The sequence below is a fragment of the Paenibacillus sp. DMB20 genome (assembly GCF_000987955.1).
Classification (GTDB): Bacteria; Bacillota; Bacilli; order Paenibacillales; family Paenibacillaceae; genus Paenibacillus_AQ.
On the sequence record NZ_LAZU01000037.1, the window covers coordinates 459,996 to 476,397 of the forward strand.

Genomic DNA, 16,402 nt, shown 5'->3' on the forward strand with positions numbered 1-16,402 from the left:
TCTTTTATCAATGTAAATTTCATCCTGAATTCAACACCATAACTTACCTTCGTTTCTGTGGCAGCGCTCCGGCAACGGAATGAAATGTCGCCGGTGACGTACGTGATTTTCGATATAATTCAAAGGCAAGGATCTCTGTAAGCTACCACTCAAGAGCGTAAGGGAATACTGCACGGCATAGAGATGCCAAACCAGCACTTCGGGATATTTCCTGCAATTTATATTGATTTTGTTTGTTAGACAAAAACAAGACCGCCTTAGCAGATAAGGCGATCTTGAACTATCAATGCCACTTTCAAAATAAAAAAAACAAAAACAAATACGTGCAAAAAAATTTTAAACTACCTTCCACGATGTTTATCTTTCGCTTTTTGATGTTTTATTTCTCGCTTTCGTTCTTTCATTTCTTCCCTTTGTTGACGAGTAAAAGTTTGCTTTTCTTTTTTTCTTTTCTCATAATCCAATTTTATTGCTTCTTGGGCATGAGAAGATATTCCTTTGTTTTTCATTTCGGCAGATACTTGTCTTGCCAAACGCTTTGGGTTTATTTTCGGTTTATAAGGAGTTTTTATTTTGACTTCCTGAGACATCCTGCTTGTCATGTCAAATATTTGACTCGTTATGAACTCAATAATTTCAGAATCATTTGGCTCTGAACCAAATAGGAACCTGCCCGCTTTCAATTTTCCTTCATAAACTTCCTCAACAATACCCACCCAAAATTGACCATCATGATATACGGTTAGCTTCATAAAATCCCCCTCTAATCTTACCTTGGAGCAATGGACATCCCGAGGGGGGAAGGTTACTGGCATCGAATTCCTCACAAAAGACTCGATGCGTCTGGACTACCAACCAGACTGTGTTTTTTTTGCTCCATAATTTCAATTATACAACACTGACCTTTTTCATGTAACTGCAAGTTTGCATACAAACATCGATATCTCAGATGCAACACCAGTTTTGACATAACCAGTTCAGTTTTACAAGGATTACATAACCGACAAAGTACTACATGAGGGTGAATCTATGCTTAAGGAACAACAATTATGGCCATAGAAAGAAAAACAGCAACAAGTTGCATTCATACAAAAATAGGAAAATTACAGTTGGGTTACAGAAATATTCGTTGATCCAGAAAGAGGAAAAATAATCAAGTTGGTGCTAAAACTATGGTTTAAGTTACAGTCTGATTGTGCTCATTTAAGGATCAAAAAATTCAGTCTGTATTCGAACTGCGTGTTTGACGAAAAGATAATTCGTTTGTTACAATCTCACCAACAAAAAAGGAAAAGGATGAGGGCGATGGTTCGTCGTTTGATAAGGTTTAAAAATGTCGCTACTGCATTAAGCTTCTAAGTAAAAAAATGATCTATTCTACTTAGAAGCGAGGAAAGAGAATGAAACAACATCAATTTGAACACTGGTCCGAAATTAAGTATTTAAAGGATATTGTCAAGAACCCAATGATTCAAGTAGGGGAATACTCATACTATTCCGGTTATTACGATAATCATGATTTTGAAGATGGGTGTGTTAGATACCTATGGGGGGATGAAAAATCCAGAAAGTTGTTTAACCCCATCGAAGACCATGGTTGGCATATAGATAAATTGATTATTGGAAATTACGTATGTATTGCAAGTGGCGTAATTATTTTAATGGGTGGGAATCACAATCATCATCCTGAATGGATAACCGTGTATCCGTTTGTGGAGCAGATTGAAACTTCTTACGCGCCAAAAGGCGATACTGTCATCGAAAGTGATGCATGGATTGGAATGAATGCAATGATTATGCCAGGTGTGACAATAGGTGAGGGCGCCATTGTTGCGGCTGGTTCGGTTGTAGCAAAAGATGTCCCACCATATACTATCGTAGGCGGTAATCCTGCTCAACAGATCAAGAAACGCTTTACAGACGAAGAAATTGAAAAGTTAAAGGAAATGCGTTGGTTCGATTGGGAACGCGAGAAAATTGAGCAGGTCAGTCATATCTTGTCAAGTTCCTCCGTTAATCAATTATATGACTTTTATCAAAAAGAAATAAACCATAACGTTTAATTTCAGCTAGAATAAACAACTAATAAGTTTTAAAAGCAATAGTCCCTTCTGAATTCAAGAAGGGACTTTTTTTTGAAATCAGGTCGATATCGTGAAGAAGATAATGCGGCCTGGAAGAACAAAACTAGAAAATGCGTCAAGTATCGTCGCACTGGTATCTGATGTTGCACTATATCTCCCTCGTTTGACCATGAAACTGTTTAATTAAGTTGGGGAGGATTGCCCTCCACTGGAGACCTATATAGCTGCGGTTAGCAAATCCATTGTTCCACTACAAAAACAAGTGAATCGTCTACCCTGACCACGCCTTATAAACAGCAAAAAACCCTTGCTACGCAAGGGTTTTCATCAAGTGGGCCCTGAGGGACTCGAACCCCCGACCAGTCGGTTATGAGCCGACCGCTCTAACCAACTGAGCTAAGGGCCCTGATCACATACAATTTTTGAATGAGGACGTTCCAAAAATAATTGGTTGCGGGGGCAGGATTTGAACCTGCGGCCTTCGGGTTATGAGCCCGACGAGCTACCGGACTGCTCCACCCCGCGTCATTAAGTGTCTTAAACAGCGACAACAATAAATATACAGCATATGATGGGATCAAGTCAAGCCTGAATTTTTGGGAACATGTTAAGGGATGTATCTGACTCCGTATCGTCCCTTCCGGGAACGGTAAACCTCCACGACCTGCGGATCCCCGTAACCGAACAGCCAGGCATCTTGCTCCAGCCTTTTGGCGAAACAACCCGCTTGAAATTTGGTTGTATACAGTTTTCCGTAATATACCCAGTTCACGAAGAAAAACTCCCTTCAGGCAAATGATCTCATCCGCGGCTTATTATGCCCAATGACTCAATAATAATTCCGCATGGCTTGGGGTAATCGAAATGTCTGAAGATACTGCTAATAATACAAGCCCCAACGTAGCTCAGGCTTTCCTTCAGTTGAATAAAAACGCCCCTGGCCCTAATCCCCCGGTCCAGGAGCATTTTCATTTACGAATTTAAATCAGACAATCCCGGACTGTGCTCATTCGACAATTCGGGCATATACGGCAGCGGGTAACCCTCAGGAGGCGGAACCACTTCGAGAGTTCCTCCGTTCCGGCTTGGAGACTCGCCGCTGAAAATTTCCGCGATTCTCGTCTGATCCAAGCGAAAATTAAACTGGAAGTTTTGAACGTTAAGCCTCCGCCGATTCGCGCATAGACTTCTATTCGTCGTCTTCGGCGGAAAAATCCTCGGAATTTTGATCCTTTTGAATAATGCCATGGTACAAAATAGTCATCAGCTGTTCGCCCACGGAGCTCAAGCTGCCGAGGCCGTCATACCATTCCGTTCGGGCGCTAAACTCCTTGATGAACGTAAGAAACGCTACCAACAGATGAGGAGATATATCCTTGCGAATCTGACCCAGCTGCTGTCCTTTGAAAATCATCATTTCAAACTCGGGGAGAATCTTTTCCCTGTTAAACGCCATCATCTTCTCCATCTGCTCCGGGAATTTAGCCAGGTCGGTTATAAATTGCTGGGTCACATGAAGGGAGAAACTCTCCTGCTCTTTATGGAACAAGGCAAGCGCGTCGAGCGGATCTTTAGCCCTGTCCATGACTCCCCGGTATAAAGCCCAAGCTTCCTCCAGCATTTGGTCCACAACTTGGTCAAGAAGCCCTTCTTTGCTTTGATAGTAGTTGTAAATGGTCATCTTGGAGACCGGTACCGCTTCCGCAATCTGTTCCATGCTCGTTTGCAGTATTCCCTGCTCTAAAAACAGCCTTTTTCCGGCTGCCAGTACAGCTTCTTTTTTACCGTTCATGTTTCAGCCAATATCCCTTCTCTTCAGCGTAAGTACCCCTGCGGCTGTTCCGGCCGCATACAGACCTAATGTAACGATCCACCCTCCGGCTGTCAACCCGCTCCCTTTCACGATTTCCAGCGTATCGAATAACCGGTAAGGCGATATGGCCGAAAGCTTGTGCATCATCTCGCTGCTTCCGGATAAAAGATTAAGCAGGAATGCCATGACCGCGATTCCTGCGCCCAGCGACACGGCGGTCCGATCGGAAGGCAGCCAGGATGTAAGGGCATAACCAATGCCCATAAACGACAAGGTCAAAAGATAACCCGCAAATAACAATACCAGCATATGTCCGGTTTCGACCGATAAGCCCGACGTCCCTGCAAGGAGAAACAACAGCCCGGTGCCCGCCCCGAATACGAGTGTCATATGCAGCCAGTGAGCCACTGCCTTGGACCAGAAAATGACGGCTCTGCTGTAAGGCAGGGAAAACAAATATTCCCCGGTTCCCCGTTCCCTCTCCTTGGAAATGCTGCCGGCAGCCCAAGCCGCCGCAAAGGATGAAAGGATGACCATAAAATAAGGAAATACCTGCGTGGCTAGGTAACCCTCAAAGGTTTGAAAGCTCTCCGGTTTGATTCCGAATGCCTTCAGCAATCCGTTCGGCAATCCCTTGATCAGCTGTTCCATTTCCGGATTATTTACGAAGGCGTCCGCTTTTCCCAGCAGCAGAAGGATGAAGATCAGCGTAACCGCAAGACAGGTCAAAAAGGGCCGCCGGTTCTGGCGAAGCTCATGGGAAACCATGTTCCAATTCATTGTCCATTCTCCTCTCCGTCAACGGAACGATAATCGCTCATGAACAGTTCTTCGATGGTCGGACGCCTAACCGTAAGATCGATGACCGGAAGTTCCGACAGCTTCGACAGTACGGCCTGCAGCGAGTTTCCGGCGTCAAAAAAAATGGTGGGTCCCGTCATATTCGATCAAGGGATCAAGGTCTCGTAAACCGTATAGGTCGCGCTGGTCCCCGGGGGTTGCAAACTGAACCGAAATTTTATGGCTCCGATCCTTGGCCAGCTCCTCCAAACCGGATACGCGGAGAAGCCGCCCTTCCTTGATAAAGGCCACACGGTCGCAGAGTTTTTCCACTTCGGACAGGACGTGGGTCGAGAAAAAAAATCGTCATGCCCACCTGCGCGTTCAACTCCGACAGCAATGAAAACAGCTCTCTTTGTACAAGCGGATCCAATCCCGAGGTCGGTTCGTCCAAAATAAGAAGCTCCGGCCGGTGAAGCAGCGAAAGGATAATGCCCAGCTTCTTCCGGTTTCCGAGCGAATACGACTTCACGCGCTGCTCCGGATCCCATTGAAGCCTCTCCGCATATTCCATCGCCGGCGTGTTCGCAAGTTTCAGTCCGTGAGCCCGAGCCGTAAGCTCCAACGCCTGTTTGCCGCTCATTTGGGGATAGAACACAATTTCGGAAGGAAGATATCCGATCCGTCGGCGCAGCTCCGGCTTTTCCCGATCCAATTCCGTCCCAAGTACTTTCAATTTTCCTGAGTTGGGATACAACAGCTGCATGATCATCCGGATTGTTGTGGACTTTCCGGCTCCGTTCGGTCCAATGAAACCGAAAACTTCTCCCTGCTTCACCTCCATGTTCAGGTCGGTAACGCCGCGTTTCGTCCCGTACATCTTACTTATTCCCATAGCTTCTACTGCTAACATAGGGACACCCCATTTATACTATAATCTAATTTATAGTACGTATTATTCCTCTGTTTCCGCAGAGAGTCAAGAATATTTTATACTCAATTACAGAAATAAGTATATTGAATAAAACCAAAGACTGCATTGGAAACAAAAACACGGATCGATTTTTAGCCGACGATGCACTGCTCACCCCATGCCCGGCAAGTAACGGAAGAAGACAAACTGCCCGAAAAAAAAGGCCAAGGTTTCATCGAACCTAGCCGATGAAACCTTAGCCATCAAACACGCTAATATTTATTGCCCTCCGTAAGCGGCCGGATTTTTTCTGAAGGATTGAAGCAGCTCCAGATCATCCTCCCGGATGATTCCTTCTTTTACGGCTACTTCGGTCAAAGCCGTGTAATTCGACAGGCTCTGGAGCGGAATCCCCGCATCCGCAAAAGCTTGGACCGCTTTGTCCAGCTGATAGCTGAAAATCGCCAGGACGCCCAAAACCTCGGCCCCCGCAGCCTGTACCGCCTGCGCCGCTTTGATGGAACTGCCGCCCGTGGAGATCAAATCTTCGATCACGACGACTTTTTGTCCCGGCTTGATCAGGCCCTCGATCATATTTTCCTTGCCATGGCCCTTCGCTTTATCCCGGATATAGGCCATCGGCAGGTTCAGCTTCTGGGACACCCAGGCTGCATGCGGAATGCCGGCGGTTGCCGTTCCGGCAATCACCTCGGCATCCGGATACGACTCGCGGATGACGGATGCGAAGGATTCGGCAATATAATCGCGGATTTCCGGGTAGGACATCGTGAGCCGGTTATCGCAATAGATAGGAGATTTGATGCCCGAAGTCCATGTGAACGGCTGGTGCGGCCGCAGGGCCACCGCTTCAATCTTTAACAGGTAGGATGCAATTTGTTGTGGAATCTCGTTCAATGTACTCATACCGACATCATCTCCTCTATGATTTGTTCCGCCGCTTGTCTCGGGTCGGTCGACGCCGTAATCGGGCGGCCGACCACCAGGTAATGGCTTCCTCGTTCCATAGCCTGTCCCGGCGTCAGGACCCGGGCCTGATCTCCCGCCCCGCTCCCTGAGGGGCGGATGCCCGGGGTTACCGTTTTAAAGTCCGGACCGCATGCGGCAGCAATCGCTCCCACCTCCAGGGAGGAAGCAACGACCCCGTGCAGTCCCGCTTCTTTGGCAAGCGAAGCGTATCGGACGACCGCGTCTTCAACCGAACCGGGTATGCCGATTTCCTCATTCATTACCGCTTGGCTGGTGCTTGTCAGCTGCGTTACCGCAATGATCACGGGCATGGCAAGGCCCGGGGTTTCCGCCACGGCGGCTTCTGCCCCGGCTTTGGCTGCCTGCATCATATCGAGGCCGCCTGCGGCATGGACATTGAACATATCCACGCCGAGCCGGGTCACGCTGTGCGATCCGCCCTTCACCGTATTCGGGATGTCATGCATTTTCAGATCAAGGAAAACGGAGTAACCTCTTTCTTTCAAATCACGTACAAAATCAGGACCTGCCGCATAAAAAAGCTGCATTCCGACCTTCATGTAACACGGAATGCCCGTAAGCTGGCGGACCAGAGCGGATGCCTGACCGGCATCCGGATAATCCAGGGCCACCATCAGGCGGCCCGCCATTCGTTCATAAGCGGTGTTCATCATACCCCTCCCCTTTTTGGTTATACCGGCATGGCTTCGGAGGAGAAGTTGATCGTCTCCAGCATCGTAAGGAGCTCGCGTACCGTATCCAAGGAGGTCATGCAGACGACGCCGTTCTCCACCGCTTCGCGGCGGATCCGGAAGCCGTCGCGCTCAGGCGTTTTTCCTTTGGTCAGGGTGTTGAAGACAAAGTTCGCTTCGCCCGTCCGGATCATATCGAGGATGTTCGGCGTGCCTTCGGACAGCTTGTTGACGGTCGTAACGTCGAGGCCCGCTTCCTTGAGCGCGGCCGCGGTACCGCCGGTAGCAATAATCTTGTAACCCAGCTTGTGGAATCCTTTCAGCAGCTCTGCGGCTTCTGCCTTATCTTTATCGGCGATCGTCGCGATGATTGCGCCTGTCGACGGAATTTTCATGCCGGCGCCGATGAGCCCTTTGTACAGCGCTTTGGCGTACTTCACGTCGCGTCCCATAACCTCGCCCGTAGACTTCATTTCAGGACCCAGCGTAGGTTCCACGCGGCGCAGCTTCGCAAAGGAGAACACCGGCACTTTGACCGATACATGCTCGCTTTCCGGCCACATGCCTTCCTCGTAGCCGAGATCCTTCAGCTTCGTACCCAGAATGGCCTGGGTAGCCAGGTTCGCCATCGGGATGCCCGTTACTTTGCTCAGGAACGGAACCGTTCTGGAGGAACGCGGATTTACCTCGATGACATACACTTCGTTTTTGTAAATCACGAACTGGATGTTCACAAGACCGTAGGTTTTCAGCTCTTTGGCGATCTTGATCGTAATTTCCGTAATTTTCGTTTTCAGCTCATCCGTAAGATACTGTGGCGGATAAACCGCGATGGAGTCGCCGGAGTGAACCCCTGCGCGTTCCACGTGCTCCATGATGCCCGGGATCAGCACCGTCTCTCCGTCGCAGATCGCGTCAACCTCCACTTCCTTGCCGAGCATGTAGCGGTCGATCAGCACCGGATGCTCCGGATTGATCTTCACGGCCTGTTCCATGTAGCTCAGCAGCTCGCTGTCGGAATATACGATCTCCATCGCCCGTCCGCCGAGCACGTAGGAAGGTCTCACCAGCACCGGATAACCGAGCGATTGAGCCGTTCCCACCGCTTCATCCACGGACGTTACCGTGCTGCCTTTCGGCTGGGCGATGTTCAGGCGGGACAGCAGCGCTTCGAACTTCTTCCGGTTCTCCGCTTCGTCGATGCTTTCCAGGCTTGTTCCAAGAATGTTCACGCCTGCTTTGCTGAGCGGAGCCGCCAGGTTGATGGCCGTCTGTCCGCCGAATTGCACGATGACGCCAACCGGCTTCTCCTGCTCGATGACGTTCATGACATCCTCGAAGAAAAGCGGCTCAAAGTAGAGACGGTCGGAGGTGTTGAAGTCCGTCGATACCGTTTCCGGGTTGTTGTTAATGATGACCGCTTCATAACCGGCTTTTTGAATCGCCCACACCGCATGCACGGTGGAGTAGTCGAATTCGATGCCTTGGCCGATCCGGATCGGACCGGAGCCGAGGACGATAATCTTTTCCTTGGCCGTCTCGATCACTTCGTTTTCAGTCTCGTATGTGGAGTAATAGTAAGGCGTGGAGGCTTCGAATTCAGCCGCGCACGTATCTACCATTTTGTACACCGGACGCAGGCCGTGTTCATGGCGCAGGAACCGGATCGATTCCTCCGTCTTATGCGTGGATGCCTTGGCTTCGGCTCTCAGCTCCGCGATCGCGCGGTCCGTAAAGCCCAGACGTTTGGCTTCGTACAAGGTTTCATACGTCAGGGCGGCTTCGCTGCGGATATGGTTCTCAAAACGGATCAGGCCTTCAATCTTGTCGAGGAACCACCAATCAATGCTGGTCAGGTCTTGGATTTCCTGCAGCTCGTACCCGCGGCGAAAAGCTCGGCGATCAGGAACATCCGCTCGTCGTCGGCCTGAACCAGGCGCTGCTTCAGCACCTCGTCGCTTAATTCCTCCGCGCCTTTCAGATCAAGGCGGTGCACGCCGATCTCCAGCGAGCGGACCGCTTTATGGATCGATTCCTCGAAGGTCCGGCCTATGGCCATCACTTCGCCGGTCGCTTTCATCTGCGTTCCGAGCTTGCGGTTGGCCGAAATGAATTTGTCGAACGGCCAGCGCGGGATTTTGCTGACGATGTAATCCAGTGTCGGCTCAAAGCATGCGTAGGTTTGTCCCGTAACCGGGTTTACGATCTCGTCAAGGGTGTAGCCCATGGCGATTTTGGCCGCCATTTTGGCGATCGGATAGCCTGTTGCTTTCGAAGCCAGGGCCGAAGAACGGCTTACCCGCGGATTTACTTCAATGACATAGTATTGATAGCTGTTCGGGTCCAGCGCAAACTGTACGTTGCAACCGCCCTCGATGTTCAGGGCGCGGATGATTTTCAGCGAAGCCGATCTCAGCATTTGGTACTCGCGGTCGGAGAGCGTCTGGCTTGGCGCCACGACGATGCTGTCGCCCGTGTGCACGCCTACCGGGTCGAAGTTCTCCATGTTGCACACGACAATGCAGTTGTCGTTCGCATCGCGCATAACTTCGTACTCGACTTCCTTCATGCCGGCAATGCTCTTTTCGATCAGGCATTGATTGATCGGGCTGTAGCGGATCCCCGAGGATACCGTCTCGCGCAGCTCTTCCTCGTTCGCGCAAATGCCGCCGCCGGTGCCGCCGAGCGTGTACGCAGGGCGGACGATGAGGGGATAGCCGATCTCCCCGGCAAAATCGAGCGCTTCCTCCAGCGTCGTTACGATCGTGCTCTCGGGCACGGGCTGCTCCAACTCGCGCATCAGCTCGCGGAACAAGTCGCGGTCCTCCGCCTTTTCGATCGAATCCAGCTGCGTGCCGAGCAGCTTCACGTTTTCCTGCTCCAGAATCCCCGCGCGGGCCAACTCGACGGCCATGTTCAGGCCCGTTTGTCCGCCCAGTGTCGGAAGCAGTCCGTCAGGACGCTCCTGGCGGATGATCTGGGTGACGAATTCGAGCGTGATCGGCTCGATGTACACTTTGTCCGCCATATTCGTGTCCGTCATGATCGTGGCCGGATTGCTGTTGATCAGGACAACCTCGATGCCTTCTTCTTTCAAGGCCTGACAGGCCTGCGTTCCGGCATAGTCAAATTCCGCCGCCTGACCGATGACGATCGGGCCGGAGCCGATGACCAGAATTTTTTTCAACTTATCATTTTTAGGCATGTTAGCGAGCTCCTTTCACGGCTGCGGCCAGAACCGCTTGACGCGGCTTCCGTACTTCATTTTTTTTGTGCTGTTCAATCATGGCGAGGAATTCATCGAACAAGTAACTGCTGTCGTGCGGTCCCGGCGCGGCTTCCGGATGATACTGCACCGAGAAGGCCGGGTATTTCTTATGCTTCAGTCCTTCGATCGTTTTGTCGTTGTTGTTGATATGGGTGATTTCAAGGTCCGTACCCGCGATGGATTCCTCGTTTACGGTGTACCCATGGTTTTGCGAAGTGATATAGCAGCGTCCGCTGGACAGTTCTTTGACCGGATGGTTTCCGCCGCGATGGCCGAATTTCAGCTTTTCCGTATCGGCGCCGGAAGCGAGCGCAAACAGCTGGTGGCCAAGGCAGATGCCGAAGATCGGATATTCGCCGAGCAGCTCTTTGATCATCTCCACCGCGTAAGGAACGTCTTTCGGGTCCCCGGGCCCGTTGGATAATTGAATGCCGTCCGGATGCAGGCCGCGGATTTCGTCCGCCGTCGTGTCGTGGGGCACAACGATGACGTCGCAGCCGCGGGACGTCAGCTCCCGCAGGATTCCGCTCTTCGCCCCGAAGTCAACGAGAACGATGCGCTCTTTTTCACCAGGGCTTGCGAACATTTGCGGCGTGGACGTCCGTGCAACCTGGTTTCGCAGCTGCGGGATCGATGTATCGTTCAGCATTTCCATCAGCTCTTCAACCGGTTTGGCGGAGGTCGTCAAGATCCCTTTCATCGTGCCGTGGTGACGGATAATCCGCGTCAACATCCGCGTGTCGATGCCGCTGATGCCCGGGATACCGTATTCCTTCAATAAAGTGTCCACGCTGTACTGGGCGCGCCAGTTGCTTGGTACAGGCTCATGCCGGCGGACCACGAAACCGTGCACAAACGGCCGGATCGCCTCAAAGTCATCCCGCGTGATGCCGTAGTTGCCGATCAGAGGATAGGTCATCGTGACGATCTGTCCGCAGTAGGACGGATCCGACAACACCTCCTGATATCCCGTAATTCCTGTGTTGAAAACTACCTCGCCGGTCATTTCGGCATCCGCGCCGAAGGCCTTTCCGCTGAACAGCGTGCCGTCCTCCAGCAACAATCTAGCCTGTGCCTGCATTCCACTCACTCCTGTCATCTATGTGTAAAATATTTTATATCGGCATGTGCCTAAACGTTACTCTACTCAAATCCGTTTCCTTCGGACCATTTCACCTCGCCGTTCACCCAGGTCATCACCGGCCAGCCTTTCAGCTTCCAGCCCGTGAATGGCGTGTTGCGGCCCTTTGTCGCGAAGGTGCCCGGATCGACTTCCTTTTCCTTCTCCAGATCGATCAGCGTGAGGTCCGCCGGAGCCCCCGCCTTCAGAACCCCGGTATCCAGCCCGAACACCCGCGCCGGATCGCTGGTCATCCGCTTGACCAGCATGGACAGCTCCCATTTACCGGTAGCCACAAACTTGGTGTACAGCAGCGGAAAGGCGGTTTCGAACCCGACGATTCCAAACGGCGCGAGTTCCATCCCTTTTGCTTTTTCTTCCTCGCTGTGCGGCGCATGGTCGGTCACGATCATGTCGAGCGTTCCGTCCAGCAAACCCTCAATGCAAGCTTCCACATCCCGCGGAGATCTCAACGGCGGATTCATCTTCCAGTTGGCGTCCAGGCCCGGAATGTCCTCATCCGAGAGGACCAGATGGTGCGGGCATACCTCCGCCGTTACGGAAATCCCGATGGCTTTGGCCTGGCGGATAAGCCGTACGGATTGTTCAGTGCTGACGTGGCATACGTGGTAATGGACTCCGGTTGCTTCCGTCAGAAGGATATCGCGTCCGACATGGATCGCTTCGGATTCGTTCGGAATGCCTTTCAGGCCGTGGCGCTCGGCGAATTTCCCTTCCGTTACGCAGGCACCCTTCACCAGGGACTCGTCTTCGCAGTGCGCGATGACCGGCATGCCGAGAGCGGCCGCTTTTCTCATCGCATCTTTCATCATCTGGGCGTTCTGCACGCCTACGCCGTCATCGGTAAACCCGATCGCTCCCGCTGCTTTCAGCGCCTCAAAATCGGTGAGTTCGCGACCAAGCTCGTTCTTCGTGATGGCCGCATAGGGCAGAACCTTGGCAAGCCCTGCCTGCCTCGCTTTTTCCAGAACCAGGGCCACGGTCTCCGGGTTATCCGTCACCGGCTTGGTATTGGGCATGCAAGCGATCGTGGTAAATCCGCCCTTCACCGCGGAGCGGCTTCCGCTTTCGATCGTCTCCTTATGCTCAAAACCCGGCTCTCTCAAGTGCACATGCATATCGATGAATCCCGGTGTGACCAGCTTTCCCTTGGCATCGATGCTGCTGGAGCCGACGGTTTCGGGCAGTTCCTGCTCTACGCCAGCGATGGATTGGATGACGCCGTCCTCGATAACGATATGTTTGCGCTCCAGCTGTCCTTGCTCGTTGATCACATTGGCATTCTTTATGATTTGTAGCACTTTATATCCCTCCCGCTGCAGAAGCACCGCTTCTTGTATATTGTATAATAATAATTCATTTTTGTGTATATTTATTAAAATTTTCTCAGAACAAAGAGGCCAAAAAGTTGAATCAGCCCTTCATGGCCCTTTCCATAACCGCCATCCGAATCGGAACTCCGTGCGTCATCTGCTGGAATATCATCGACCGCGGACACTCCACGACCGCATCATCGATTTCCACGTTCCGGTTCACCGGAGCCGGGTGCATAATGATTGTATGTCCGGACAGGCTTGCAGCCCGATCTTCCGTCAAACCGTAATGCTGGCGGTAATCGGCGGTTGATTTGAACAGCCCTTGGTTGTGACGCTCGAGCTGAACGCGGAGCATCATGACCACATCCGCCTTCAACGCCTCATCCATGCTGACATAGGTTGCGTGCTCTTTGAGCGTGTTGGATACCATCGAGTCAGGGGCGCAGAGCTGCACTTTCGCTCCAAACTTATGCAGGGCCCATACGTTCGATCTTGCGACCCGGCTGTGCCTGATGTCTCCGATGATGGATACCGTCAGCCCTTTTAAATCGCCGAATGTTTTCTTCATCGTGTACAGGTCCAGCAGCGCTTGCGTCGGATGCTCGTTATTGCCGTCTCCTGCATTGACCAGCGGTATGGAGATCGACTGGGCCAGCTCCTGCAGCACGCCGACCGGCTTTAACCGAATGACGCCCGCGTCTACGCCGAGAGATTCGAGAGTCCGTACCGTATCGTAGATGGACTCCCCTTTTTCCACGCTGGATACTCCCGCTTCAAAGTTCATCACTTCGGCTCCCAGGCGTTTTTCGGCCATCTCGAAGGAAAAGCGGGTTCTTGTGCTGTTTTCAAAAAACATGTTCACCACGAATTTTTGGTTCAAGGCCGGGACCACTTTTTGGTTCTGTCCTTCCCAGTAGGCCGCGCGGTTTAAAATCGACAAAATTTCATCCCGGCTAAGGTCCTTCAGTCCAAGGAGGCTTCTTTCTTTAATGGAGGTTGCGGTCATCATTGTCATCGTTCCTCTCTTTGCGAGATGGTTACTTCGTCCTTGCCGTCGATTTCCGAAAGAGCAACCATAATCTCCTCCTGTTTGGAGGTCGGCACGTTCTTGCCGATAAAGTCAGGCCGGATCGGCAGCTCCCGGTGTCCCCGGTCGGCCAGCACCGCCAGTTGGATCATCCGCGGCCTTCCGCAGTCCATCAAAGCGTCGAGCGCGGCGCGGATCGTGCGGCCCGTGTATAAAACGTCATCGAACAGGATGACTTTCTTGTCGTGTACGTTGAGATGCTCGGGAGTCAGCTTTGCTCCTTCGGCATGTTCGCCGGAAGCAGCCTTGCGGTCGTCCCTGTAGGAAGTCACGTCGATTTCCCCCCAGGGGATCGGCGTGCCCTCAATCTCGTTGATGCGTTCCGCGATCCGCTGGGCCAGGTATACGCCTCTAGTCCGGATCCCGATGAGGACGCAATCCTCAATCCCTTTGTTCTTTTCCAAAATTTCATGGGCAATCCTTGTCAGGGCACGGCGGATCGCCGTTTCATCCATAATCACATGTTGTTCGTTACTCATCGTCTAACCCTCCTTGTGATATAGCCCTTATCCATCAATCTCTGTATGAGGCCAAGAAAAAAACGCCCGTCGTCCTTGGAGGGGCGGCGGCGTTTCATGTACTAAAAAACTCCTTGCCGCGTTGGCAAGGAGTATTGATCTCATGTACACAGAGAAATACGGCGAAGTACAATCTATTTGTCCTCAGACAAAAAGATGCTTCCATGTCATGAACCTCGGTTCACGTTACCTTGCCAGCCTCACGGGACTGATTTAAAGGTGCTATTCGATTACTTGCATTATGACAGACCCCATCCGGGTTGTCAAGCATGGTGAGCATTATTATCGCCAAAGCTCGACATGGTTAAAAATCGAATTCCAAATCGCTGAGGCGCCTGCGGATTTCCGCGATCACCCGCTTCTCGTCATCTTCCCCATCAGCGAGAAATGTTACGGAAAACCTCACGAAATGCCCCGCGTCGTCCCACGGTACCGTCGATATAAGTTTTTCCCGGATGAGATACTGCGAGAAATCCTCGCCGGATTCAAACCGGCGGCCTCCTTTAATGCCCTTAGGAGCTTCCACGTAGAGGAAAAAGGATCCTTTCGGCTTCTCGGCCTTGAAGCCGATTTCGTTCAATACCGATACGAGCATATCGTGGCGCCGGGAGTACTTCTCCGCGATTTTTTCCGTAATCTCCGGGTGATCCAGCCCCCAAGCGGCCGCCTTCTGAATGGCGATAAACTGCCCAGAATCGTTATTGTCCTTCACGTCCCCGAATGCTTTGACGACAAGCGGGTTTCCGGCAATGAAGCCGATCCGCCAGCCGGTCATGTTATAGGATTTGGAAAGCGAGTGCAGTTCGACGCCGACGTCCATCGCCCCCGGAACCGAGAGGAAGCTTAAAGGCTTCAGGCCGTCGTAGGTAAGCGCGGCGTAAGGCGCATCATGCACCACCACCACACGGTATTTGCGAGCCCATGCCACAACCTCTTCGAAAAACTCCACCGTAGCGCTCGCCCCGGTCGGATTGTTGGGATAGTTCAGGTACAGCAGCTTTGCCCGTTCCGCTATATTCTCCGGAATGGAGCTCAGGTCCGGTAAAAAGGCATTTTCTTTTTTTAAGTTCCACCGTGTAGACTTCCCCGCCCAGGTATTTGGTGTGGGTGCCGAGAATCGGATACCCCGGTACCGTCATAATCGTCACGTCCCCCGGGTTGATGAAACAGGAGGGCAGCATGGCCAGGGCGGGTTTGGAGCCGATCGAGTGCAAAACCTCCGTGTCCGGATCCAAGCCGTCAACGTCAAACACCCGCTTCAGGTACCGGACGGCCGCCTGTTTGAACTCGGGAATCCCGTTGTCGGCATACCCCCGGTTTTCCGGTTTGGCCGCCTCCTCAGCCAGCTTCCGCACAATTCCGGCATCGGCCATTTCGTCCGGTTCGCCCACCCCCATATCGATCAACTCGATATTCGGGAAGTCCCTTTTGGCCGCCGCCTTGGCTCTTTTGATTTTTTCGAATTTATAGATGGCGGTATCTTTACCGTAATTCGAACCGCCGATGCGGTCCGAGAACATTTGCTGAATATACGTGTCCTGATTTTTTTTCTATGCTCATAATTTGTACTCATCTCCTACGGATTCAATCACTAACACAGATAAATATGCCGTAAAAATAGCGAATGAACCATGTACAATGTATCCAATGATTTGTACTATTTCAGCATTCACTCACGATAGGAAGCGAAAGGAACAAGTTGTTTTTATCCCCCTCCGAAAAAAACGGTTCGTGCCTAAGCAACTTGACATTCGGAGGGATGAAGCCATGTTCAGCACCTCTTCATGTTTAATCCTCCCTTGC

Annotated in this window: 13 protein-coding genes, 2 tRNA genes and 3 pseudogenes; 1 reads left to right on the plus strand and 17 read right to left on the minus strand. The window is 51.7% G+C overall.

Annotation, left to right across the window (positions count from 1 at the left end; all coding sequences use genetic code 11):
* Positions 1–341: 341 nt before the first annotated feature.
* A complete protein-coding gene (locus XI25_RS22815) occupies positions 342–752 on the minus strand; it encodes a YjdF family protein (RefSeq protein WP_046680357.1) in 411 nt (136 codons plus the stop codon).
* A gap of 648 nt (positions 753–1,400) precedes the next feature.
* Here XI25_RS22815 and XI25_RS22820 point away from each other — a divergent pair.
* A complete protein-coding gene (locus XI25_RS22820) occupies positions 1,401–2,063 on the plus strand; it encodes a CatB-related O-acetyltransferase (protein ID WP_046680358.1) in 663 nt (220 codons plus the stop codon).
* 353 nt (positions 2,064–2,416) lie between these two features.
* Here the strand turns inward: XI25_RS22820 and XI25_RS22825 are convergent.
* From XI25_RS22825 to XI25_RS22885, 16 genes and pseudogenes are all read right to left on the minus strand, one after another.
* A tRNA-Ile gene (locus tag XI25_RS22825) sits at positions 2,417–2,490 on the minus strand.
* Between the two features lie 42 nt (positions 2,491–2,532).
* A tRNA-Met gene (locus tag XI25_RS22830) sits at positions 2,533–2,609 on the minus strand.
* A gap of 82 nt (positions 2,610–2,691) precedes the next feature.
* Complete coding sequence (locus XI25_RS33795) at positions 2,692–2,856, minus strand: hypothetical protein (RefSeq protein ID WP_200901466.1); 165 nt, start codon at positions 2,854–2,856, stop codon at positions 2,692–2,694.
* Between the two features lie 200 nt (positions 2,857–3,056).
* A pseudogene (locus tag XI25_RS35155) lies at positions 3,057–3,236 on the minus strand (manganese catalase family protein); the annotation flags it as partial.
* A gap of 37 nt (positions 3,237–3,273) precedes the next feature.
* A complete protein-coding gene (locus XI25_RS22835; protein WP_046680359.1) occupies positions 3,274–3,876 on the minus strand; it encodes a TetR/AcrR family transcriptional regulator in 603 nt (200 codons plus the stop codon).
* A 3-nt stretch (positions 3,877–3,879) separates the two neighbouring features.
* Positions 3,880–4,677: an ABC transporter permease subunit gene (locus XI25_RS22840; protein WP_046680360.1), complete on the minus strand. Its 798-nt coding sequence runs from the start codon at positions 4,675–4,677 to the stop codon at positions 3,880–3,882.
* The gene (locus XI25_RS33495) at positions 4,674–4,838 is read right to left on the minus strand and encodes a hypothetical protein (RefSeq protein ID WP_160308948.1); all 165 of its coding nucleotides are present in this window, start codon (positions 4,836–4,838) and stop codon (positions 4,674–4,676) included. The genes XI25_RS22840 and XI25_RS33495 overlap by 4 nt, the downstream gene beginning before the upstream one ends.
* Positions 4,839–4,915: 77 nt before the next feature.
* Complete coding sequence (locus tag XI25_RS22845) at positions 4,916–5,572, minus strand: ABC transporter ATP-binding protein (protein ID WP_160308949.1); 657 nt, start codon at positions 5,570–5,572, stop codon at positions 4,916–4,918.
* Positions 5,573–5,869: 297 nt separating this feature from the next.
* Complete coding sequence (gene pyrE, locus XI25_RS22850) at positions 5,870–6,514, minus strand: orotate phosphoribosyltransferase (RefSeq protein ID WP_046680361.1); 645 nt, start codon at positions 6,512–6,514, stop codon at positions 5,870–5,872.
* Entirely contained in the window at positions 6,511–7,248 is a 738-nt protein-coding gene (gene pyrF / locus XI25_RS22855; RefSeq protein WP_046680362.1) for an orotidine-5'-phosphate decarboxylase, read from the minus strand. The genes pyrE and pyrF overlap by 4 nt, the downstream gene beginning before the upstream one ends.
* A gap of 20 nt (positions 7,249–7,268) precedes the next feature.
* A pseudogene (gene carB / locus XI25_RS22860) lies at positions 7,269–10,474 on the minus strand (carbamoyl-phosphate synthase large subunit).
* Between the two features lies 1 nt (position 10,475).
* Positions 10,476–11,618 (minus strand): carbamoyl phosphate synthase small subunit, encoded by a 1,143-nt coding sequence (locus XI25_RS22865; protein WP_046680363.1) that lies wholly within the window; start codon positions 11,616–11,618, stop codon positions 10,476–10,478.
* Positions 11,619–11,680: 62 nt separating this feature from the next.
* Positions 11,681–12,979: a dihydroorotase gene (locus XI25_RS22870; protein WP_046680364.1), complete on the minus strand. Its 1,299-nt coding sequence runs from the start codon at positions 12,977–12,979 to the stop codon at positions 11,681–11,683.
* Positions 12,980–13,091: 112 nt separating this feature from the next.
* Entirely contained in the window at positions 13,092–14,003 is a 912-nt protein-coding gene (locus XI25_RS22875) for an aspartate carbamoyltransferase catalytic subunit (protein ID WP_046680365.1), read from the minus strand.
* 2 nt (positions 14,004–14,005) lie between these two features.
* Positions 14,006–14,560 carry a bifunctional pyr operon transcriptional regulator/uracil phosphoribosyltransferase PyrR gene (gene pyrR / locus XI25_RS22880; protein WP_046680366.1) on the minus strand — a complete coding sequence of 185 codons (555 nt, stop codon included), beginning with the start codon at positions 14,558–14,560 and terminating at the stop codon, positions 14,006–14,008.
* 343 nt (positions 14,561–14,903) lie between these two features.
* A pseudogene (locus XI25_RS22885) lies at positions 14,904–16,119 on the minus strand (LL-diaminopimelate aminotransferase).
* Positions 16,120–16,402: the final 283 nt, after the last annotated feature.